We start from the raw sequence: 19575 nt of genomic DNA on the forward strand, positions 1-19575 counted from the left end.
GCCTGATCGAGACCTATGCCGAGCCGGGCGGTTCGGAAATGGACACCGGCGCCATCCTGACCATCAACGCCAATGCGGACATCGCCCAAATCCACGACCGCATGCCGGTGGTGATCGATCCCAGGGATTTCGCTCGTTGGCTGGATTGCCGCACGCTCGAGCCGCGCGATGTCGCCGACCTGTTGCGACCGGCACAGTTGGATTTCTTCGAGGCAATTCCCGTCTCCGACCTCGTCAACAAGGTCGCCAACACCGGATCGGAGATTCAGGAGCGGGGCGAGATCGGGCCGGAGCCCGAGAAGGTCAAGCGCCAGAAGCCCGGCGCGGACGACAGTCAGATGACGTTGTTCTAGCTCACCTGTTCTTCAAAGGCGCATGTCAGCGCCCTCATGCCAGGCGCCTTTGGCGCCGGCCGCACACCGCTTCAGGCGGCGCGGGGCGATACGATCTTCTGCGCCGGCTTCTTCTTCTTCGCGGTGTGGAGAAGGGCGGCGACGATCGCGGCCGGACCGATTGCGCGATAGTGGTTGGCCAGCGCCGGTTGCTTGGCGCGGTTGGATTCCTGCTTGCTTCGGGGCATGTCTCTCTTCCCAGGTAACATTTTCGTGTCCGCGTTTGATGGCTGATTCTGACCAAATCGTGACGCCTGCTGATCTAGCCGACGAATGTTTCATGACTGTGCCGACATGTTTAATAAAATGTTTCACTGGGTCATTACCTGTGATCCAGCGACGTTTTTGCCGAAACTTGCGACTTGACGGCAACACAAGCCAAGGCGATAAAGCCGCCCATGAAAACGTCTTTCGCCATTTGTGGCATTTGCATTATTGGCTAGCCTCGCGCTGGTCCGGACGTTTTCGCCTCATCTTTCCCCAGATTGGACAAACGCCCCGGCCAGCAGGCTGGAGCTTGATTTGCGTCTCGCGCAGGCTGGCTCCATCCAGATTGAGTTCTGAACCGGGAAGGCACGAATGTCTGACGCATCGCAGGGCCTGCGCCTCTACAACACGCTGACGCGGACGAAAGAGGATTTCGTCCCGATCGATCCAGACAATGTGCGCATGTATGTCTGCGGCCCGACCGTCTACGACTTTGCCCATATCGGCAACGCCAGGCCGGTGATCGTGTTCGACGTGCTGTTCCGCTTGCTGCGTCATCTGTATGGCGAGACGCACGTCACCTATGTGCGCAACATCACGGACGTCGACGACAAGATCAACGCCCGCGCTTTGCGCGATTTCGGCGGCGAGATCGCTTCCGGCACGCTTTCGCTCAACGAGGCGATCAGGCGCGTCACCGAAAAGACCGCCGATCAGTTCCACAGGGATGTCGCGGTTCTCGGCTGCCTGGAGCCGACGGTCGAGCCGCGCGCCACCGAATTCGTCGAGCCTCGCGCCGACGGCAAGGTCGACATGATCACCTTGATTCAAAGCCTGATCGAACGCGGCCATGCCTATGTTGCCGCAGGTGAAGTCCTGTTCGACACGGCGTCGATGCCAGACTACGGCCAGTTGTCGAAGCGCAATCTCGACGAGCAGCAGGCGGGCGCTCGCGTCGCTGTCGACGCGCACAAGAAAAATCCCGGCGATTTTGTCCTCTGGAAGCTGTCGTCGCCGGAGGAGCCGGGCTGGAATTCGCCATGGGGCAGGGGCCGCCCGGGCTGGCACATCGAATGCTCGGCAATGTCGGCCGCCTATCTCGGCGAGGTCTTCGACATCCATGGCGGCGGCCTCGACCTGATCTTCCCGCATCATGAAAACGAGATCGCCCAGTCGCGCTGCGCCCATGGCACCGACGTGATGGCCAACATCTGGATGCATAACGGCTTCCTGCAGGTCGAAGGGCAGAAGATGTCGAAGAGCCTCGGCAATTTCTATTCGATCAACGAGCTCCTGGAGACCGAGACCTTTGGCGGCCGCAAATGGCCGGGCGAGGTGCTGCGGCTGGCGATGCTGATGACGCATTATCGCGAGCCGATCGACTTTTCCGTGCGCAAGCTGGAAGAAGCCGACAACACGCTGCGCAAATGGAAGCGGGCGGCGGACCTCGCGCCGGCGACGGCAGGGCAGGTGCCGGTGGAGGTCATCGATGCCTTGTCGGACGATCTCGCCACCTATGCCGCCTTCCAGGTCCTGACCCGGTTGGCCGGCGAGGCAGCGGACGGCAACGATGCGGCGGCTGCGCTGAAGGCGTCGCTGCTGTTCCTCGGCTTCGATGTCGCGTCGGCGAAGGTTGATGAAGACCACGTGGCGAAGGCCATCGCGAAGCGTCTCGCATTCATCGCCGCCAAGAACTGGGCCGAGGCCGACCGCATCCGCGACGACCTGCTGGCACAAGGTGTACAGTTGAAGGACGGCAAGGACCCGGTCACGGGCGACCGTGTGACGACTTGGGAGGTCAAGCGGTGAGGGTGGCGCCAAGCACCCCCCTCTGCCCTGCCGGGCATCTCCCCCTCAAGGGGGGAGATTGGACGTCATCTATGCTTTCGTCAATTTTCAACGTTGAAGAAGCGACATCAGCGCCGAAGCTGCCGATCTCCCCCCTTGAGGGGGAGATGCCCGGCAGGGCAGAGGGGGGTATGCGGCGGTGACCCACTATCGCGTGCCTCCGGTCAATCGTGGCAATGCGCGCAAGATGCGCAAGCAGATGACCGATGCCGAGCTGAAGCTCTGGAATGAGATCAGGGCGCATCGTTTGATGAGCCTGTCGGTCCGCCGGCAAATGCCTATTGCCGGCTACATCGTGGATTTTGCTTGTCCGGTTAAAAAGCTGATCGTCGAATTGGATGGTTCGCAGCATGCCCAGGCCGAAGCTTCGGCATCGGATGCCGCAAGAACCGGAAAGCTTGAAGCGCTGGGCTGGACCATCCTGCGGTTCTGGAACGATGATGTCATTCGCGATATCGACAATGTATGCCAGCACATCGTGATCGTGGCCGGTTTGGCCGGTGTCGAAAACCAGGCGAGCGAACCAGCAAGGGAGTCCGTTTCATGATCGACCATCTCGGCATCACCGTTGCCGATTTCGATGCTTCGAAGGCTTTCTACGACAAGGCGATGGCACCGCTAGGTGCGGCACTTCTTTACATGGTGCCGCTGGAATATACCGGCGGCGCCAAGGTCGGTGGTTATGGCCGTGACCGGCCGGTGTTCTGGCTGAGCACCGGCAAGGACAAGCCCAGGGATCACCAGCATGTCGCCTTCACCGCGCGCAGCCGCGCCGAGGTCGAAGCCTTTTATGCCGCGGCACTCGCCGCCGGCGGCAGGGACAATGGGGGGCCGGGCCTGCGCCCGCACTATCACCCGGACTACTACGCCGCCTTCGTCTTCGATCCCGACGGCAACAATGTCGAGGCCGTCTGCCATGCCCCGGAGTGAGCGGCGATGAGCCTCGACAACCGGCCGATCTACACCGGCGGCTGCCAGTGCGGCGCGGTGCGCTTTCGCGTTGAAGGTGCGCTCGGCGACGCTTCGATCTGCCATTGCCGCATGTGCCAGAAGGCGTTCGGCTCGTTTTACGCGCCACTGGTGTCGGTGCGCGGCGCCAGGCTCGATTGGACGCGCGGTGAGCCGAAATACTTCCGCTCCTCCAACCATGTCGATCGTGGCTTCTGCGCCAATTGCGGCACGCCATTGACCTTCACCGCCCCGGACGGCGTTGGCCTCGCCATCGGTGCGTTCGACAATCCGGCGGAAATAGTGCCGCTGATCCAGTGGGGCACCGAGGCAAAACTTCCCTATGTCGACTCGATCCCGCAATTGCCGGGGGAGGAGACGATGGCCGACATGTCGTCAGCTCCCTATCTGGCCGATCTCGTCTCCTACCAGCACCCCGACCACGACACCGAACAATGGCCGCCGAAGGAAAGATCATGACCGAGACAGTAAGAACCGGCGGCTGCCAGTGTGGCGCCGTGCGCTTTCGCATTCATGGAGCGCTCGGCCGTCCGTCGATCTGCCATTGCCGCATGTGCCAGAAGCAGTTCGGCTCATTCTTCGGTGCGCTGGTCACGGTGCCCAGGGATGGCGTCGAATGGACCCATGAAGAGCCGAGCTATTTCCAGTCGTCGGTCAACATCGATCGTGGCTTCTGCGCCCGCTGTGGCACGCCGCTGACCTACCGGCAGCCCGGCGGACTCGAGATCGCCATCGGTGCCTTCGACGACCGCTCCGATCTCGCCCCGCAGATTCAGGTCAACTACGCCGCGCGGCTGCCGTGGGTGGAGACGATCTTCGATCAGCCCGTCCACCAGGATCCCGACTACTATAACAGGCAGGAATCCATCATCTCCTTCCAGCACCCCGACCATGAAACAGCGGACTGGCCGACCAAAGGTTTGCAACTATGAGCAGTCAATTGCGTACGCTTTATCCCGAGATCGAGGCTTTCGATTCCGGCATGCTCGATGTCGGCGACGGCCATCAGGTCTACTGGGAACGTTCCGGCACCAAAGGCGCCAAACCGGCGGTGTTCCTACATGGCGGGCCGGGCGGCACCATTTCGCCAAAACACCGGCGGCTGTTCGACCCGAAGCTTTACGATGTCATCCTGTTCGACCAGCGCGGCTGCGGAAAGTCGACGCCCAACGCCTCGCTCGAAGCCAACACGACATGGCACCTGGTCGCTGACATCGAGCGCCTGCGCGAAATGGCCGGCTTCGACCAATGGCTGGTATTCGGCGGCTCCTGGGGCTCTACGCTGGCGCTCGCCTATGCCGAAACGCACCCTGAACGCGTCAGTGAGCTGGTAGTACGTGGCATCTACACGCTGACGCGTGCGGAACTCGAATGGTACTACCAGTTCGGCGTCTCGGAAATGTTTCCGGACAAGTGGGAGCGGTTCCTGGCGCCGATTCCCGAGGCCGAGCGCGGCGACATGATGGCCGCCTACCGCAATCGGCTGGTCGGCAGCGACCGCAAGGCGCAGATTGAGGCCGCCCGCGCCTGGAGCCTGTGGGAAGGCGAAACGATCACGCTGTTGCCGGAGCCGGAGACCAGCGGACCGTTTGGGCAGGACGACTATGCCATTGCCTTCGCCCGCATCGAGAACCACTATTTCGTCCATGCCGGCTGGCTGGAGGAAGGGCAGTTGCTGCGCGACGCGCACAAGCTGAGTCACATTCCCGGCACCATCGTCCACGGCCGCTACGACATGCCGTGCCCGGCGCGCTATGCCTGGGCGCTGCACAAGGCCTGGCCAAAGGCCGATTTCCACCTGATCGAGGGCGCCGGCCACGCCTATTCGGAGCCGGGGATATTGGATCGGCTGATCCGGGCGACGGATAGATTTGCGGGGAAGAAATGACAGTGCCATTCGCCCCCCTCTGTCCTGCCGGACATCTCCCCCTCAAGGGGGGAGATTGGCTTGCATTTCGGCTTTCGCAAATATTCGGCGCAGCATGGGATGGCGGAGCATTCGAGCTGCCGATCTCCCCCCTTGAGGGGGAGATGGCCGGTAGGCCAGAGGGGGGTGCTCGCGCGCCCACAGGACAATGAAAAAACAGCGCCTCTACCTCTTCGACACGACCCTTCGCGATGGCCAGCAGACGCCGGGTATCGATTTTTCCGTCGAGGACAAGATCGCCATCGCCAGACTGCTCGACGCTTTTGGTCTCGATTATGTCGAGGGCGGCTATCCCGGCGCCAATCCGACCGACACAGCCTTCTTCCAGGAGAAGCGGACGGCGCGCGCCAAATTCGTCGCCTTCGGCATGACCAAGCGGGCAGGGGTATCGGCGTCCAACGATCCCGGCCTTACCTCGCTCGTGCAATCGAAGTCGGATGCCATCTGCTTCGTCGCCAAGAGCTGGGACTACCATGTCCGTGTCGCGCTCGGCTGTACCAATGAGGAGAACCTGGAATCCATCAAGGCCTCCGTCGAGGCGGCGGTCGCCGCCGGCAAGGAGGCGTTGGTCGACTGCGAGCATTTCTTCGACGGCTTCAAAGCCAATCCCGACTATGCGCTGGCCTGCGCCAGGACCGCCTATGATGCCGGCGCGCGCTGGGTGGTGCTGTGTGACACCAATGGCGGCACGCAGCCGTCGGAAGTCCGCGCCATCGTCGAGAAGGCTATTTTATCAGGTATTTCGGGCGATCATCTCGGCATCCATGCCCATGACGACACCGGCCAGGCCGTGGCGAACTCTCTCGCCGCTGTCGAGGCCGGCGTGCGCCAGATCCAGGGCACGCTCAACGGCATCGGCGAGCGCTGCGGCAACGCCAATTTGATCTCGATCGTGCCGACCCTGGCGCTGAAGCCGGCCTTCGCCGATCGTTTCGAGACAGGCATTTCGGCTGAGGCGCTGACCGGCATTTCGCGCCTGTCGCGCGCTTTCGACGAGCTCCTGAACCGTGCTCCGGAAGCGCAGGCGCCCTATGTCGGCGCTTCCGCCTTCGCCACCAAGGCCGGCATCCATGCCTCCGCGCTGGCCAAGGAGCCGGCAACCTATGAGCATGTGCCTCCGGAAACGGTCGGCAATCGCCGCCGCGTCATGGTTTCGGACCAGGGCGGCAAGGCCAATTTCCTCGCCGAGCTGAAGCGGCGCGGCATCGACGTGCCGAAGGACGATCACCGGCTCGACGCGCTTATATCGGTGGTCAAGGAGCGCGAGGCCGAGGGCTACGCCTATGAAGGCGCCGATGCCAGCTTCGAACTCCTGGCGCGCAAGATGCTGCACGGCCTGCCGGAGTTCTTCAACGTCACCTCGTTCCGCTGCATGGTCGAGCGCCGCTTCGACGCCAACGGCCAGTTGAAGACGGTCTCCGAAGCGATCGTCAAGGTGGTGGTCGACGGCGAGGAGAAGATGTCGGTGGCCGAGGGGCATGGCCCGGTCAATGCACTCGACATCGCGCTGCGCAAGGACCTCGGCAAATTCCAGGGCGAGATCGCCGACATGGAGCTGGCCGACTTCAAGGTGCGTATCCTCAATGGCGGCACAGAGGCGATTACCCGCGTTCTGATCGAATCGCATGACGGCACCGGCGCGCGCTGGTGGACGGTCGGCGTTTCCGAAAACATCATCGACGCCTCGTTCCAGGCGCTGATGGATTCCATCGTCTACAAGCTGATGAAGAACCGCGAGATGGCCGGGCTGGTGGCGGCCGAATAGGTTGAACCATCAGCGAAAGTCCATTGATCCATCAGAACTTTGCGATGGTCTTGCCAAGGTGACTGGGCCATAGCGTTGGCCCATGGCCACTGAAGCAATTACCCTGGACGCGGATTCCAAGGCCCGGCGGGGCTTTCTGCTGGCGCTCGGCGCCTATCTGCTATGGGGATTGCTGCCCTTCTACATGAAGGCGGTCGCTCATCTGCCGCTCGCCGAAGTCATTGCCCATCGCATCATCTGGTCGGTGCCGATCGCCGCCGCCGTTCTGATCTGGGCCGGCCGCACGGCGGATTTCAAGGCGGCGCTTCGCTCTCCCCGCACCATCGCCATGGCCGCGCTGACGGCGGCGCTGATCTCGGTCAACTGGGGCATCTATGTCTGGGCGATCGCGGTCGACCGCACCGTCGAAACCGCGCTCGGCTACTACATCAATCCGCTGGTCAGCGTCGTCGTTGGCGCGCTGCTGCTCGGCGAGCGGCTCGACCGGCTGCAGATCGCGGCGGTGGCGCTGGCGGCCGTCGCGGTCACGGTGCTGACCATAGAGGGCGGCAAGCTGCCCTGGGTGTCGCTGGCGCTGGCGTTTTCCTTCGCCGCCTACGGCTTCTTCCGCAAGACGCTGCCGATCGGCCCGAGCCAGGGCTTTTTGCTCGAAGTGCTTTTGCTGTCGGTGCCGGCGCTCGGCTACATCGTCTATCTCATCGCGACCGGACAGGACCACATCGTATCCAGCAGCGGCACCGATACGGCATTGCTGATCGGCTGCGGTCCGGTCACATCGGTGCCGTTGTTGCTGTTCGCCTTCGGCGCCAAGCTGCTGCGCCTCTCCACCATCGGCATCATGCAATATATCGCGCCGACCATGGTGTTCCTGATCGCCGTTCTGGTCTTCGACGAGCCTTTCGGCACCACCCAGGCGGTTGCGTTCGCGCTGATCTGGGCGGCCCTGGCGATCTATTCCTGGTCGATGTTGACGACAGCGCGTAGGGCCGCGCCGCAGCCCGCACGGTAAGGGATTTCGGATGTACCTGCTGCATATCGCCAACAAGAATTATTCCTCATGGTCGCTGCGGCCTTGGGTGTTGATGCGAGAGCTGAACATCCCGTTCGAAGAGCGGCTGACGCCATTCCCGACCGGATCGAGTTGGGAACTCTACCGGCAGTTCTCGCCGAGCGGCCGCGTGCCGTGCCTGATCGACGACGGCTGGGCGGTCTGGGATTCGCTGGCCATCGTCGAATATCTCGCCGAACGCCACCATGGCGTGTGGCCCGTCGAAGCCAAGGCGCGCGCCTGGGCACGCTCGGCCGCCGCCGAGATGCATTCGAGCTTCACCGCATTGCGCAGCGCCTGTCCGATGAGTTGCGGCGTGCGGGTAAAGCCGTTTCCGATGTCGGATGCGCTGAAGCAGGACCTCTTTCGCCTCGGTGACCTTTGGAACGATGGCCTTGCCCGTTTCGGCGGGCCGTTTCTGGCCGGCGCTCATTTCACCGCTGTCGACGCGTTCTTTGCCCCGGTGGCGTTCCGAGCACAGTCCTATGGGCTCTCCTTCGAGGGTGCGGCTGCAGCCTATCCGGCGCAATTGCTTGTCTTGGCGGCGATGCGCGAATGGCATGCGGGTGGGCTTGCCGAGACCTGGCGCGAGCCCGATCACGAAGGGGAAGTCGCCGCCGCCGGCACCATCATCGAGGATCTTCGCGCCACGGCGTGAAAGCCGCCGGCGGGTGCTACATCTGTCCGAGCCGCCTGACAAAGAGATAGGTCGCGCCCGCGATCACCATCGACACCGCCGTCACCACCCAAAAGCCCATTGGCGTGTCGACCAGCGGCAGGCCCCCAACGTTCATGCCGAACAGGCCTGAGATGATGGTCATCGGCAACAGCACCGCCGTCATCACCGACAGTACGTACAGCAGTCGGTTCGACTGCGTTGTCAGCTTTGCCATAAGCTCGTCCTGCAACAGCCGGGCGCGCGCCTGCAATTGCTCGCCGTCATAGTGAAGCGTCTGCGCCCGGTGTGAAAGGCGCGCGGCCATGTCGTTGATGCTGTCTGGCAGGTCGTTGCGGTGCGAATGATCAAGATGACGGAACAGATTGGTCAGCGTCGCCATCTGCCTGTGGATCACCACCAGATGCCGGCGCGCATCGACGAGGGATTGCCGTTCATTGTGCCATGCGTCGCAGACGATACGGTCTTCGATGCCGTCGAGACTGTCGCCGAGTGCCGCAAGTTCCGCCACCATGCCATCGAATGACTGGCCGACGACAGCCTCGATCAGATCGGCTGGCGAGCGGAACTTGCGCGATCCATTCTCGATCGCCTTGCGGATGTTGTCGACCGACTGCAGCGGTTGCTTGCGGGCGCCGACCAGCATCGTGTCATTGAGCGCGAAGCGGAAATGGCCAAGCCCGCCCGCTTCCGCCGAATAGTCATGGCGCAGGTCCGGCAGATCGCCATAGAGCCAGTCGTCCTCGAGGTCGATGTGGCAGCCATGGCTGGCGGACAGGAAAGCTTCACGCACCGGTGCCGGCAAAGCCTGATCGGTGCCGATTTCGTGGCGGGCCCGCATGTCGGAAAGCTGGTAGCTGCGCCATGTCCAGTGCGCGGCGGCGGCGTCCCTGGTTCGCACGCCCTCAGCGGTGAAATGATAGAGGAAGAACAGTCCGTGCTCGTCGGGCAGGTAGGGCGACAGGTCGGTGCCTTCCGGGGCGAGAGTGATATCCATGGGCGCGGTGCCAGATGCATGTTCCGAAGATGGCGCCGCACGGCGGCTGCCTGGCCTTGATTTCTAGCACGAGCCAACCTGGTTCCGTGTGACGGTTTCTTGACAGTCGATCACAGTCTGTCGATGAGCCGTGGCTATGCGGAGGTGACGCCTTCGTCACCCCCGGATCGCGCCCTGTCAGTGCTTCGGGCCGAAGCCTGGGTAGGGCTTGAGCGGCACGATTGCGGCAATGGCCATCATGCCGGCCTTGACCAACGGCAAGGTGGCGAGATGGCCACGGACCTCTGCATCATCGGCTGCCTCGAACATCATGCCGCTGCCCGGGATGTCACCGCGGTTCCAGACCTGGCGCACCGCGCCCTCTGCAAAGAGCGTGCGCCGCTGTTCGGCTTCGCCGGGCAGAAGCGGAGCGAAATCGGCATCGGCAAATTTTTCGGTGTTGCGGGTGAGAAGGGCAAAGAACTGCATGGCGATCTCCTTTGGTTGGATGGCCCGAACTATCGCTCCTGCTGGTCAGACTGTCTAAGACTGGTTAGGCTAAAGTTGAGACCTGAGGGGACTGGAGCCTTGGAGGAAAAATGTTCGACCTGCGCCAGATCCGCTATTTCGTCACCGTCGCCGAAACCGGAAATGTCGGGCGCGCAGCAGAAATGCTGCATATTTCCCAGTCGCCACTCAGCCGACAGATCATCCAGCTTGAGGAGCAGTTGGGTGTTTCCCTCTTTGCAAGGTCGAAGCAGCGGGTCCATCTCAACGCCGAGGGCCGCGCCTTCCTCACCGAGGCCCGCGCGCTGCTGTCCAATGCGCGACGTTTGGAGGAGTTCGGCCGCAACCTGGCCAGCGGCGCCGTCGGCCGGCTCGCCATCGGCTATGTCGAAGGGGCCGTTCATGCCGGGCTTGTCGCCGGGATGCTGCGCCAGTTCCGTCGCGACCGGCCGGATTTCCACCTGCAGCTGAGAAGCCTGCGTTCGGCGGCGCAACTGGAGGGGTTGCGGCAGCGCTCTCTGGATCTGGGCTTTGTCTATTCGCCGCCAGCCGACGATGACCCGGAAGTCGGCGCCACGGCGCTGCGGCATGAGCCGTTGGTGCTGGCGATCCCCGAAGATGATCCACTTGTTGAAGCGCCAGAGATTGGGCCTCACCACCTTGACGGTCGCACTTGGATCACTGTCGTGCGCCAGCCGGACGACACCAATCGCGGCCAGTTCCTTGCCGCCTGCGCCAAGGCCGGCTTTTTGCCCGACATCGCCTATGAGACGGCGGACCCGTTGACATCGCTCGGCCTGGTCAGTGCCGGGCTCGGCCTGGCGACGGTGCAAGCCAGCCTGCGTGCCGCCGCGCCGCCGCGGATCGTGTTTCGCGACCTGCCATGGTTCGACCGCACGGTTTCCATCTATCTCGCCTGGCGGCGTCATGACCGCCGCGCGGTGATCGCCGGCTTGCGGCAGGCTGCTGGGGAAGAGGGTAGGGCAGTAGGGCAGTAGGGCAGTAGGGCAGTAGCGCAGGAGACTCCAGGCAATTCACATACTGCCTTACCGCCCTATTCCCTTACCCCCTACATTTTGTCTATCACCGACTGCACGCCCTCGGTCGGGGCGTCGACGGACGACCCTGCCACCATGATGGCGGCAACGATCGCTTCGGGGTCGTCGACGACCAGCGGCTTGACCCGCTGTGCGGTGTGGATGAAGCCCTCGGCGGCCATGTGATCGAGCAACGCCAGCATCGGATCCCAGAATCCGCCGACATTGCCGAAGACGATCGGTTTGCGATGATGGCCAAGTTGTCCCCAGGTCATGATCTCGATGATCTCCTCGACCGTGCCGATGCCACCCGGCAGTGCCACAAAGGCGTCGGATTTCTCGAACATCTTGTGTTTGCGCTCGTGCATGTTGTCGGTGATCAAGAGTTCATCGAGCCGGTCAAGCGCTGTTTCGCTCGCCTCCTTGTTGATCAGGAAGCGCGGAATGATGCCCGTCACTTTGCCGCCGGCCTTGAGCGCGCCTTCGGCGACAGCGCCCATGATGCCTTTGGTGCCGCCGCCATAGACCAGCCGCAGTCCCGCTTTGGCAATCGAGCGCCCGAGCAGGTGTCCGGCCTTGATATAGGTTTCATCGCGGCCCGCAGACGAGCCGCAATAGACGCAGACGGATCGAATCGTGTTCATGCCGATGATTGGTGATTGGGTCTGAAAGCGCGGTCAAGTCCCAAGGGTCAACAAGCCCGGGCTTTTTCTTGTCGGCCCGTTTTTCTTGTCGGCATTGGCAAAACAGGCTAGACCGGCGTTAGGTGGCTAAGGGGTAGGGAAATATGGCGATTAATCCACTCAAGGCGTTCCTGTTCGCAGCGGGTGGGACCGTTGCGGCCGCGGGAACCGCCTATGTATCGGGCGCACTCGACCCGTATCTCAATCCCACGCCGCCGGCGAACGTGGCGGCTCTGACGCCGCCGGCGGCGCCGAAACCGGCCGATCCCGGCACCGAAGCGCGGCTACCCGCCGCGGAGGTCCCTGCGGCTCCCGCCGCGGTGCCCCAGGCAGCGGCACCGGCCGCACCCGACGCGGCGGCGCCGGCTGCGGCCGGTCCGGTCGCACCGTCCTTCGATGTCGTGCGCGTCGAAAGCAATGGCTCGATTGTCGTTGCCGGCAATGCGGCGCCCAACGCCAAGGTCGAGATCCTCAACGGCTCGACGGTGCTTGGCTCGACGGTCGCTGGTCCCGATGGTGCCTTCGTTATCATTCTCGATGATCCGCTGAAGCCCGGCGATTATACGATCGCGCTGCGCGCGACCACGGGCGATGTCGTAACGCCCTCGGTGCAGACCGCCGTCGTTTCGGTTCCCAAGGATGCGGCCGGTCAGGTGCTGGCCATGGTCGAGGAGCCGGGCAAGCCGGCCGAATTGCTGACCGTTCCCGCGCCCGAGACAAAGCCGGCTGCTCCGGCCGCCGCGCCGGCTGCTCCCGCAGCCGAAGTGCCCGCAACCGCTCCGGCACCAGCCGCCCCAGCGCCAGCCGCGGTCGACGCAGCACCGGCTCCTGCAGCGCCGGCGACGCCGCCCGCTGCAGGCGTGACTGAGCCCAAAATCGTCGTCGAGGCGGTCGAGATCGACGGCAGCAAGATCTTTGTCGCCGGCCTCGCCGATGCCGGTCGCAAGGTGCGGGCCTATGCCAACGACATCCTGCTCGGTGACGCGCAAACGTCGCCGGATGGTCATTTCCTGGTCGAGGCGACGCGCGACATTCCGGTCGGCAGCTACACAATCCATGTCGACGGCCTGGATGCCGACGGTGTGACAGTTGTGGCCCGCGCGGCCGTACCGTTCGAGCGCGAGCCCGGCGAAGCGGTCGCCGCCGTGGCACCCCCGGAACCGAAGCCCGTTCAGCCCAAGCCGGCCGCACCTGCCGCCGCCGAGGCGCCGGCCGTCGCCGCCGCACCTGCCGAGACGGCACCTGCCACGACGCCCGCTCCCGCCACCGGAGCTCCGGCCGTTGTGGCGGCGGCGACGCCGCCAAGCGATGTGCCCGAGACCGTGGCGCCCAAGCTTGAACATGCCGACGCCGCCGTCATCATCCGCCGCAACGACACGCTTTGGCGGATCTCGCGGCGCGTCTATGGCCATGGCGTGCGCTTCTCGACCATCTACCTCGCCAACCAGGACCAGATCAGTGATCCCGACCGCATCTGGCCGGGTCAGGTGTTCAAGGTCCCGGAAAAATCGAAGGAAGGCGAAGCCGCCGACCTCAAGGCGATGGGCGAGCAGGCAACGACAGCGCCGGCCAAGACCAATTAGAGTCCAAGGCCATCCAAGGGTCGACGTCAGCTAGCTTGTTGAACTGCTCAGATGAAGTTTGAATCCGATCATGTTCGGATCGCCCAGGTCGGGGCGTAGGTTCATGCTCGGAATCAAATAATCGCCGCCATTTTGGCGGCGATAGGGGATGGGTTGCGTGGTCGCGAGCGTCCTCATCCTCTCGCGCAGGCGCTCGGCAGTGGGTTCGAAGTCGGCTTCACCGAAGCGATCGACGCTGTAGACGACGAATGGCGGAAGGACGTCGTAGCCCGGGTAGCAGAGGATTCCGTGGTTGATCGGGAACAGCAGATCATCAATTGGTCCGTTGACGCCACGAGGGGCATAGTGCTCCTCCCAGCCGCCGGCGGTCACGATCAGCATTGCGCGCTTGCCCATCAAGGTTCCTTCGCCGTAGCGGTCGCCCCATCGTTTGTCGCTATGCTCACCCACACCGTAAGCGAAGCCGTAGGCGAAGACCCTGTCGACCCAGCCCTTGAGGATCGCCGGCATGGCAAACCACCAGAGCGGAAACTGGAGAATCAGGGCATCCGCCCATAGCAGCTTTGCGATCTCGGCCTTGACGTCCTCTGTCAGCGCGTTGGCCTCGAAAGACTTTTTTGACGCTGCGGCAGGCATCAGCCGCGCGTCCGGCGCTAGAACCGGAAAGTCGGCCCGATCAACCGACGATTCCCAGCCCTGGGCGTAAAGGTCCGTCACCCGCACTTCGTGGCCTTGTGCCTCGAGTTCTCCGATGGCGACATCGCGGAGCGCGCCATTGAGCGAGCGCGATTCTGGATGAGCGAAGACAAGTAGGATTTTCATGCGGGGACTCCGGGGATTGAAAAACTGGCCCTTAGCTAGGCAATATTGATCCAATCCGCTAGATATTCATAAAGCATAGGATTGTGCCGAATAATGGATAAGTCGGATATCACCCTCGAACGCATGCGCACCTTCGTTCGCGTCGCGGAACGGGGCAATCTGTCGTTGGTTGCCGGCGAACTGGGCATCGGGCAATCGACGGTCACACGGCATTTGCAAGAGCTTGAAGAGGCAGTGGGTGCACCTTTGCTCAGCAGGACCACCCGGCGGATCACGTTGACCGACGAGGGTAGCCGGTACTATGCCAACAGCGTCCAGATTCTGCGCCTTGTCGAGCAGGCCGGTGACGAAGCGCGGGGCGCACGTGGTGCGCCGGCCGGCACCGTCCGGATATCCTGTACTGCCGCTTTCGGGGTCTTGCACACCAGCCGACTCATCTTCGACTTTCAGGACCGATATCCCGACATCGGCGTTGACCTCAGCCTCACCGATGAGCGTGTCGATCTCGTTAGGGAAGGTGTCGACATCGCGCTTCGGTTGGGGCCGCTCACCGACAGTTCATTGAGGCTGCGGGCCCTCGGCCAGTCACGGCGCCTGCTCGTGGCATCGCCGGATTATCTGGCGAAGCGAGGCAGGCCGGCTATCCCGTCGGACCTGTCTGGACATGAGGGTATCCGGATGTCGAACGTGGCGGGGAGTGAAACTCTTGCCTTGCAGGGCGCTGGAGGCGAGCGCCATATGGTGCCTTTCGCGGGGCGCCTGCGTGTCGACCATGGGCTTGCCGCGCGCGAGGCTTTGCTCGCGGGTCGAGGCGTCGCACCGGCTCACCGATGGCTTGTCCACGATCTTTTGGCGGCGGGCCTGCTCGAGACGATACTGGATGATTATTCGCTGCCGTCCGCCCCTTTGAACATACTGATTGTCCCGGAGCGCGCAGGCGTTGCAAGGGTCCGCCTGATGGTTGACTTCCTGGCTGAACGGATAGCCGGCATCCCGGGGATCGAGAAGTCCAGTTCACAGCGTTAGCCGCGATCTGCTCTGCCCAGAAGAGTAGCTTGCGGCAGCGCCGGCCATCGTTTATCGCCGATGGACGATGAGCGAATCCCTAGCTGAAACAGGTATGCCCGGCTGCGCCCCCGACAGCCGAGCCGTTGCCACCCGGCTGGCAGCACTTTCGCATCCGGCGCGGATCGAAATCCTGAAATACTTGTCCGCAAGCAACTCCTGCTGCTGCCGCGAGGTCGTCGACCGTTTCGATCTGGCGCAGTCCACTGTGTCACAACATTTGAAGATACTGGTCGAAGCCGGGCTGGTCCGGTTCGAACCTGACCGTCAGCGCTCGCGCTATGAGGTCGACCGTGCCGCGCTCGCCGATGTTTCCGCATCGGTGGCCGCGCTCGTCAATTCCTGCTGCTCCGGCCGCTAGACCATGATCCCGAAAAGTGGGGTCCGGATTTCGGACGAGATCATGGTCAAAAAAACATAAGAAGAAGGGCACAAGAAATGGCCGAAAAAACCGTCTCCGACTCCTCGACCTTCAAGACGCTGCTCAATTTGTGGCCCTATATGTGGCCGGCGGATCGCGCCGATCTGAGAGCCCGGGTCACCTGGGCGACGCTGTTGCTGGTCGTCGCCAAGCTGACGCTGGTCGCCGGTCCCTATTTCTTCAAATGGGCGACCGACGCGTTGGCCGGCGACGCCAAATCGGTGCCGCCGTTGCCGAGTTTCCTGCTGGCGCCCGTCATGCTGGTCGTCGCCTACAATGTCGTGCGGCTGGTGCAGCTTGGCTTCAATCAGTTAAGGGATGCGCTGTTTGCCCGCGTCGGCCAATATGCGGTGCGCCAGCTCGCCTTCCGCACCTTCGTCCACATGCACCAACTGTCGCTGCGCTTTCACCTGGAGCGGCGCACTGGCGGCCTGTCGCGCATCATCGAGCGCGGCACCAAGGGCATCGAGACGATCGTGCGCTTCATCATGCTCAACACGGCGCCCACCATCCTCGAATTCGCGCTGACCACCGGCATCTTCGCCTACACCTATGGCTGGAAATATGTGTTCGTCGTCGCGGTCACCGTCTGGGTCTATGTCTGGTTCACGGTCCGCGCCAGCGACTGGCGCATCTCGATCCGCCGCGACATGAACGACAGCGACACCGACGCCAACACCAAGGCGATCGACTCGCTGCTCAACTACGAAACGGTCAAGTACTTCAACAATGAAGGCATGGAAGCCGAGCGTTTCGACCGCTCGATGGCGCGCTACGAGGTCGCCGCGACGCGCATCTGGACCTCGCTTGGTTGGCTGAATTTCGGGCAGGGCATCATCTTCGGCCTCGGCACCGTCATCGTCATGTGCATGTCGGCGCTTGAAGTGCAGGCCGGCACGCAGACGGTCGGTGACTTCGTCTTCATCAACGCCATGCTGATGCAACTGTCGGTGCCGCTCAATTTCATCGGCTTCATCTACCGCGAAATTCGCCAGGGGCTGACCGATATCGAGCAGATGTTCGATCTGCTGGATGTTCCGCAGGAGATCGTCGACAAGCCGGATGCCAGGCCACTCGCGGTCAGTGCCGGCAAGGTCGAGTTCCGCGACGTGCATTTCTCCTATGATCCGAACCGCAAGATCCTGAAGGGCATCAGTTTCGAGGTGCCGGCCGGCAAGACCGTCGCCATTGTCGGGCCGTCAGGCGCCGGCAAGTCGACCATCTCGCGGCTTCTGTTCCGCTTCTACGATGTGCAGGGCGGTCAGGTGCTGATCGACGGCCAGGATATCAAGGATGTAACGCAGGAGAGCCTGCGCGGGGCGATCGGCATGGTGCCGCAGGACACCGTGCTGTTCAACGACACCATCGCCTACAACATCCGCTACGGCCGCATCGGCGCCAGCGAGGAGGATATGCAGAAGGCCGCCGAACTTGCCCAGATCGGTCCGTTCATCGAGCGATTGCCTGACGGCTACAAGTCGATGGTCGGCGAACGCGGGCTAAAACTTTCGGGCGGCGAGAAGCAGCGCGTAGCGATCGCCCGCACCATCCTGAAGGCGCCGCCGATCCTGATGCTCGACGAAGCGACCTCGGCACTCGACAGCCACACCGAGCAGGAGATCCAGGCCGCGCTCGATCTGGTCAGCCGTGGCCGCACCACCATCGTCATCGCCCACCGTCTGTCGACGGTGATCACGGCCGACGAGATCATCGTGCTGCAGGATGGCCAGATCGCCGAGCGCGGCACCCATGCCGAGCTGATGCGCAAACATGGCCTCTACGCCTCGATGTGGGACCGCCAGCGCGAGGCGACCGAGGCCGAGGAGCGGCTGCGCATCGCCCGCGAGGGCGACGAGCTTGGCGTCATCGTTCGCCGGCGAACCTCGGAGGTGTCATAGCGGTGGCTGCTCTTCCTTCTCCCCTTGTGGGAGAAGGTGGCCTCGCGAAGCGAGATCGGATGAGGGGTGTTCCAGGGAACACCAACGCCTCATTCCGCTGGAACATCAGCGTCTCACTCCGCTGGAGCACCCCTCAACCGTCTCGGCGCTGCGCGCCGATCCACCTTCTCCCACAAGGGGAGAAGGGAAGAACGCGCGGAAATTTCCACTTGACCTCAACTTAAGTTGAGATCGTACGCCCTTCTTGGAGCCCGCTATCAAGAACGGAACAAATTGAAATGAGCAAGACAAATCAAAACGTTGACGGCGGCAGCGTGTTCAGGGTGGACAAGTTCGTCGTCCCGGCCGCCGCCCGCGAGGAGATACTCACCAAGGTCCGGACAACGCATGAATTGCTGCGCCTGCAACAAGGCTTCGTGCAGGATTTCCTGCTCGAGCAATTCTCCGGGCCGGGCGAATTTAACTTCGTCACCATCGTCGAATGGGAAAGCCAGGCGGCCGTCGACAACGTCGTGCCCATAGTCAAGGCGGCGCACGAGCGCATCGCCTTCAATCCGCAGGAGACGATCGCCCGGCTCGGCGTGCGCGCCGACATCGCCAATTATCAGCGGGTTCCCGGGCTGTAGCCTGGCTTCTTACGGCCAACCGATGCCAGGTGCCGGCGCTTCGACGCTGAGCAACTGAGCCGGTACGGGGCGTCGCCGACCATGTGCTCGAAGCCACGCCATTCGGCGGCTAGGATGAACAGCGTTTTCCTGTCGGTGCCGCCCAGCATGCAGGCAAAGCAGCCGCGATCGACCGTGACCGTGTGCAACACCTCGCCACCTTCGCGCACCCGCACGCAAGTGTATGCCGAATTCTGCCGACAACGACGCCCACAGGCAAGTGCATCCCCGCCCCTGCCAGTTGGGCCCAATATGGCCTTGCCGATTGTTGCGTTGCGGCGAGGGGGGCTTTCGGCTATTGAGGCCGGACTTGAAACGGAGCCTGTTTTTAGCAGATGAGCCTTGTCGATACGGTCAAGAACGCGTTCGTACCGATCCATCGCGAAGGCTATCCCTTTATCGCGGCCTTTGGCGCGGCGACGCTTTTCCTCGGCTATTTCTCCTCGATCCTGTTCTGGATCGGTCTGATCCTGACGGCTTGGTGCGTCTATTTCTTCCGTGATCCCGAGCGCGTCACGCCGGTCGACGACCGCCTGGTGGTCAGCCCCGCCGACGGCATCATTTCGGCGGTCGGGCCGGCCGTGCCGCCGCGCGAACTCGGCCTCGGCAATATCGAAATGACCCGCATCTCGGTGTTCATGAACGTCTTCTCCTGCCACGTGAACCGCGCTCCCGTGCGCGGCCGTATTGCGAAAATCGAACATCGGCCGGGCAAATTCCTCAATGCCGAGCTCGACAAGGCCAGCTCCGAGAACGAGCGCAACGGCCTGGTCATCGAGAGCCCCAACGGCACGGTCGCGGCCGTCCAGATCGCCGGCCTGGTGGCGCGCCGCATCGTCTGCTGGGCCGAGGCCGGCGGCTCGATCGGCACTGGCGAGCGTTTTGGCCTGATCCGCTTCGGCTCGCGTGTCGATGTGTTCCTGCCCCTGACCGCCACGCCGCGCGTTGCCGTCGGCCAGACGGCGGTTGGCGGCGAAACCGTGCTGGCCGAATTCGGCGGTGTTGCCGGCACGCCTCTTGTTCGGGTTTCCTGACCGGTGGGCACGCAATACAAAAAGTTCGAGGCCCATGCCAGCGGCGGTCCGC

Annotated in this window: 23 protein-coding genes; 17 read left to right on the top strand and 6 right to left on the bottom strand. The window is 63.1% G+C overall.

What is annotated here, in order from left to right:
* Positions 1 to 353, top strand: a 353-nt coding sequence (locus EOA16_RS29525; RefSeq protein ID WP_206517370.1) for an SOS response-associated peptidase family protein, incomplete at its 5' end; no start/stop codon positions are given.
* Positions 354 to 424: 71 nt separating this feature from the next.
* Here EOA16_RS29525 and EOA16_RS29530 read toward each other — a convergent pair.
* Positions 425 to 580, bottom strand: a complete 156-nt coding sequence (locus EOA16_RS29530) for a hypothetical protein (RefSeq protein ID WP_109662740.1) — start codon at positions 578 to 580, stop codon at positions 425 to 427.
* A gap of 391 nt (positions 581 to 971) precedes the next feature.
* On the opposite strand from EOA16_RS29530, the gene cysS reads away from it, so the two are divergent.
* From cysS to EOA16_RS29585, 9 genes are all read left to right on the top strand, one after another.
* Positions 972 to 2408: a cysteine--tRNA ligase gene (gene cysS, locus EOA16_RS29535; protein WP_127261299.1), complete on the top strand. Its 1437-nt coding sequence runs from the start codon at positions 972 to 974 to the stop codon at positions 2406 to 2408.
* A 178-nt stretch (positions 2409 to 2586) separates the two neighbouring features.
* Positions 2587 to 2994 carry a DUF559 domain-containing protein gene (locus EOA16_RS29545; RefSeq protein WP_245456052.1) on the top strand — a complete coding sequence of 136 codons (408 nt, stop codon included), beginning with the start codon at positions 2587 to 2589 and terminating at the stop codon, positions 2992 to 2994.
* A complete protein-coding gene (locus tag EOA16_RS29550; protein WP_127261301.1) occupies positions 2991 to 3377 on the top strand; it encodes a VOC family protein in 387 nt (128 codons plus the stop codon). Before EOA16_RS29545 ends, EOA16_RS29550 begins: the two co-directional genes overlap by 4 nt.
* 6 nt (positions 3378 to 3383) lie before the next feature.
* Positions 3384 to 3875: a GFA family protein gene (locus EOA16_RS29555; RefSeq protein ID WP_127261302.1), complete on the top strand. Its 492-nt coding sequence runs from the start codon at positions 3384 to 3386 to the stop codon at positions 3873 to 3875.
* Positions 3872 to 4348, top strand: a complete 477-nt coding sequence (locus EOA16_RS29560) for a GFA family protein (protein WP_109662751.1) — start codon at positions 3872 to 3874, stop codon at positions 4346 to 4348. Before EOA16_RS29555 ends, EOA16_RS29560 begins: the two co-directional genes overlap by 4 nt.
* Positions 4345 to 5304: a prolyl aminopeptidase gene (pip, locus tag EOA16_RS29565; RefSeq protein WP_127261303.1), complete on the top strand. Its 960-nt coding sequence runs from the start codon at positions 4345 to 4347 to the stop codon at positions 5302 to 5304. Before EOA16_RS29560 ends, pip begins: the two co-directional genes overlap by 4 nt.
* A gap of 187 nt (positions 5305 to 5491) precedes the next feature.
* Positions 5492 to 7108, top strand: a complete 1617-nt coding sequence (gene cimA / locus EOA16_RS29575) for a citramalate synthase (RefSeq protein ID WP_127261305.1) — start codon at positions 5492 to 5494, stop codon at positions 7106 to 7108.
* A gap of 82 nt (positions 7109 to 7190) precedes the next feature.
* The gene (gene rarD, locus EOA16_RS29580; RefSeq protein ID WP_127261306.1) at positions 7191 to 8117 is read left to right on the top strand and encodes an EamA family transporter RarD; all 927 of its coding nucleotides are present in this window, start codon (positions 7191 to 7193) and stop codon (positions 8115 to 8117) included.
* 10 nt (positions 8118 to 8127) lie between these two features.
* Positions 8128 to 8814, top strand: coding sequence for a glutathione S-transferase family protein (locus tag EOA16_RS29585; RefSeq protein WP_127261307.1), 687 nt, complete (start codon positions 8128 to 8130; stop codon positions 8812 to 8814).
* Positions 8815 to 8830: 16 nt separating this feature from the next.
* On the opposite strand, the gene EOA16_RS29590 is transcribed toward EOA16_RS29585, so the two are convergent.
* Both EOA16_RS29590 and EOA16_RS29595 read right to left on the bottom strand, forming a co-directional pair.
* The gene (locus tag EOA16_RS29590; protein ID WP_127261308.1) at positions 8831 to 9829 is read right to left on the bottom strand and encodes a transporter; all 999 of its coding nucleotides are present in this window, start codon (positions 9827 to 9829) and stop codon (positions 8831 to 8833) included.
* A 177-nt stretch (positions 9830 to 10006) separates the two neighbouring features.
* Entirely contained in the window at positions 10007 to 10297 is a 291-nt protein-coding gene (locus EOA16_RS29595) for a muconolactone Delta-isomerase family protein (protein ID WP_127261309.1), read from the bottom strand.
* Positions 10298 to 10407: 110 nt separating this feature from the next.
* On the opposite strand from EOA16_RS29595, the gene EOA16_RS29600 reads away from it, so the two are divergent.
* Positions 10408 to 11313, top strand: coding sequence for a LysR substrate-binding domain-containing protein (locus tag EOA16_RS29600; protein WP_127261310.1), 906 nt, complete (start codon positions 10408 to 10410; stop codon positions 11311 to 11313).
* Positions 11314 to 11384: 71 nt separating this feature from the next.
* Here EOA16_RS29600 and EOA16_RS29605 read toward each other — a convergent pair whose 3' ends face one another.
* Positions 11385 to 11996: a TIGR00730 family Rossman fold protein gene (locus EOA16_RS29605; RefSeq protein WP_127261311.1), complete on the bottom strand. Its 612-nt coding sequence runs from the start codon at positions 11994 to 11996 to the stop codon at positions 11385 to 11387.
* A gap of 143 nt (positions 11997 to 12139) precedes the next feature.
* Between EOA16_RS29605 and EOA16_RS29610 the strand changes: the two genes are divergently transcribed.
* Entirely contained in the window at positions 12140 to 13618 is a 1479-nt protein-coding gene (locus EOA16_RS29610) for a LysM peptidoglycan-binding domain-containing protein (RefSeq protein ID WP_127261312.1), read from the top strand.
* Between the two features lie 30 nt (positions 13619 to 13648).
* Here the strand turns inward: EOA16_RS29610 and EOA16_RS29615 are convergent, their stop codons facing one another.
* On the bottom strand, positions 13649 to 14440 hold the full coding sequence (locus EOA16_RS29615) for an NAD(P)H-dependent oxidoreductase (protein WP_127261313.1): 792 nt from the start codon (positions 14438 to 14440) through the stop codon (positions 13649 to 13651).
* 93 nt (positions 14441 to 14533) lie between these two features.
* Between EOA16_RS29615 and EOA16_RS29620 the strand changes: the two genes are divergently transcribed.
* The 4 genes from EOA16_RS29620 (at position 14534) to EOA16_RS29640 (ending at position 18450) form a co-directional block, all read left to right on the top strand.
* The gene (locus tag EOA16_RS29620; RefSeq protein WP_127261314.1) at positions 14534 to 15466 is read left to right on the top strand and encodes a LysR family transcriptional regulator; all 933 of its coding nucleotides are present in this window, start codon (positions 14534 to 14536) and stop codon (positions 15464 to 15466) included.
* A 67-nt stretch (positions 15467 to 15533) separates the two neighbouring features.
* Positions 15534 to 15866 (top strand): metalloregulator ArsR/SmtB family transcription factor, encoded by a 333-nt coding sequence (locus EOA16_RS29625; protein ID WP_127261315.1) that lies wholly within the window; start codon positions 15534 to 15536, stop codon positions 15864 to 15866.
* Positions 15867 to 15943: 77 nt separating this feature from the next.
* Entirely contained in the window at positions 15944 to 17824 is a 1881-nt protein-coding gene (locus EOA16_RS29630; protein WP_127261316.1) for an ABC transporter ATP-binding protein/permease, read from the top strand.
* Positions 17825 to 18102: 278 nt separating this feature from the next.
* On the top strand, positions 18103 to 18450 hold the full coding sequence (locus tag EOA16_RS29640) for an antibiotic biosynthesis monooxygenase (protein ID WP_127261318.1): 348 nt from the start codon (positions 18103 to 18105) through the stop codon (positions 18448 to 18450).
* Here the strand turns inward: EOA16_RS29640 and EOA16_RS29645 are convergent.
* Positions 18429 to 18641: a hypothetical protein gene (locus EOA16_RS29645; protein WP_245456053.1), complete on the bottom strand. Its 213-nt coding sequence runs from the start codon at positions 18639 to 18641 to the stop codon at positions 18429 to 18431. The two genes, EOA16_RS29640 and EOA16_RS29645, sit on opposite strands and share 22 nt — an antisense overlap.
* 183 nt (positions 18642 to 18824) lie before the next feature.
* Between EOA16_RS29645 and EOA16_RS29650 the strand changes: the two genes are divergently transcribed.
* Entirely contained in the window at positions 18825 to 19523 is a 699-nt protein-coding gene (locus tag EOA16_RS29650; RefSeq protein WP_127261319.1) for a phosphatidylserine decarboxylase, read from the top strand.
* Positions 19524 to 19575 lie beyond the last annotated feature (52 nt).

The sequence above is a fragment of the Mesorhizobium sp. M7A.F.Ca.US.008.03.1.1 genome (genome assembly GCF_003997495.1).
GTDB lineage: Bacteria > Pseudomonadota > Alphaproteobacteria > Rhizobiales > Rhizobiaceae > Mesorhizobium.

Excerpts from the sequence above, each read along its gene's own strand:
- EOA16_RS29610 (WP_127261312.1), top strand. The coding sequence starts at position 12,140 with ATGGCGATTAATCCACTCAAGGCGTTCCTGTTCGCAGCGGGTGGGACC.
- EOA16_RS29615 (WP_127261313.1), bottom strand. The coding sequence starts at position 14,440 with ATGAAAATCCTACTTGTCTTCGCTCATCCAGAATCGCGCTCGCTCAAT.
- cysS (WP_127261299.1), top strand. The coding sequence starts at position 972 with ATGTCTGACGCATCGCAGGGCCTGCGCCTCTACAACACGCTGACGCGG.
- EOA16_RS29530 (WP_109662740.1), bottom strand. The coding sequence starts at position 580 with ATGCCCCGAAGCAAGCAGGAATCCAACCGCGCCAAGCAACCGGCGCTG.
- cimA (WP_127261305.1), top strand. The coding sequence starts at position 5,492 with ATGAAAAAACAGCGCCTCTACCTCTTCGACACGACCCTTCGCGATGGC.
- EOA16_RS29595 (WP_127261309.1), bottom strand. The coding sequence starts at position 10,297 with ATGCAGTTCTTTGCCCTTCTCACCCGCAACACCGAAAAATTTGCCGAT.
- EOA16_RS29585 (WP_127261307.1), top strand. The coding sequence starts at position 8,128 with ATGTACCTGCTGCATATCGCCAACAAGAATTATTCCTCATGGTCGCTG.
- EOA16_RS29605 (WP_127261311.1), bottom strand. The coding sequence starts at position 11,996 with ATGAACACGATTCGATCCGTCTGCGTCTATTGCGGCTCGTCTGCGGGC.
- EOA16_RS29625 (WP_127261315.1), top strand. The coding sequence starts at position 15,534 with ATGAGCGAATCCCTAGCTGAAACAGGTATGCCCGGCTGCGCCCCCGAC.
- EOA16_RS29640 (WP_127261318.1), top strand. The coding sequence starts at position 18,103 with ATGAGCAAGACAAATCAAAACGTTGACGGCGGCAGCGTGTTCAGGGTG.
- pip (WP_127261303.1), top strand. The coding sequence starts at position 4,345 with ATGAGCAGTCAATTGCGTACGCTTTATCCCGAGATCGAGGCTTTCGAT.
- rarD (WP_127261306.1), top strand. The coding sequence starts at position 7,191 with ATGGCCACTGAAGCAATTACCCTGGACGCGGATTCCAAGGCCCGGCGG.
- EOA16_RS29590 (WP_127261308.1), bottom strand. The coding sequence starts at position 9,829 with ATGGATATCACTCTCGCCCCGGAAGGCACCGACCTGTCGCCCTACCTG.
- EOA16_RS29650 (WP_127261319.1), top strand. The coding sequence starts at position 18,825 with ATGAGCCTTGTCGATACGGTCAAGAACGCGTTCGTACCGATCCATCGC.
- EOA16_RS29630 (WP_127261316.1), top strand. The coding sequence starts at position 15,944 with ATGGCCGAAAAAACCGTCTCCGACTCCTCGACCTTCAAGACGCTGCTC.
- EOA16_RS29600 (WP_127261310.1), top strand. The coding sequence starts at position 10,408 with ATGTTCGACCTGCGCCAGATCCGCTATTTCGTCACCGTCGCCGAAACC.
- EOA16_RS29555 (WP_127261302.1), top strand. The coding sequence starts at position 3,384 with ATGAGCCTCGACAACCGGCCGATCTACACCGGCGGCTGCCAGTGCGGC.
- EOA16_RS29560 (WP_109662751.1), top strand. The coding sequence starts at position 3,872 with ATGACCGAGACAGTAAGAACCGGCGGCTGCCAGTGTGGCGCCGTGCGC.
- EOA16_RS29620 (WP_127261314.1), top strand. The coding sequence starts at position 14,534 with ATGGATAAGTCGGATATCACCCTCGAACGCATGCGCACCTTCGTTCGC.
- EOA16_RS29550 (WP_127261301.1), top strand. The coding sequence starts at position 2,991 with ATGATCGACCATCTCGGCATCACCGTTGCCGATTTCGATGCTTCGAAG.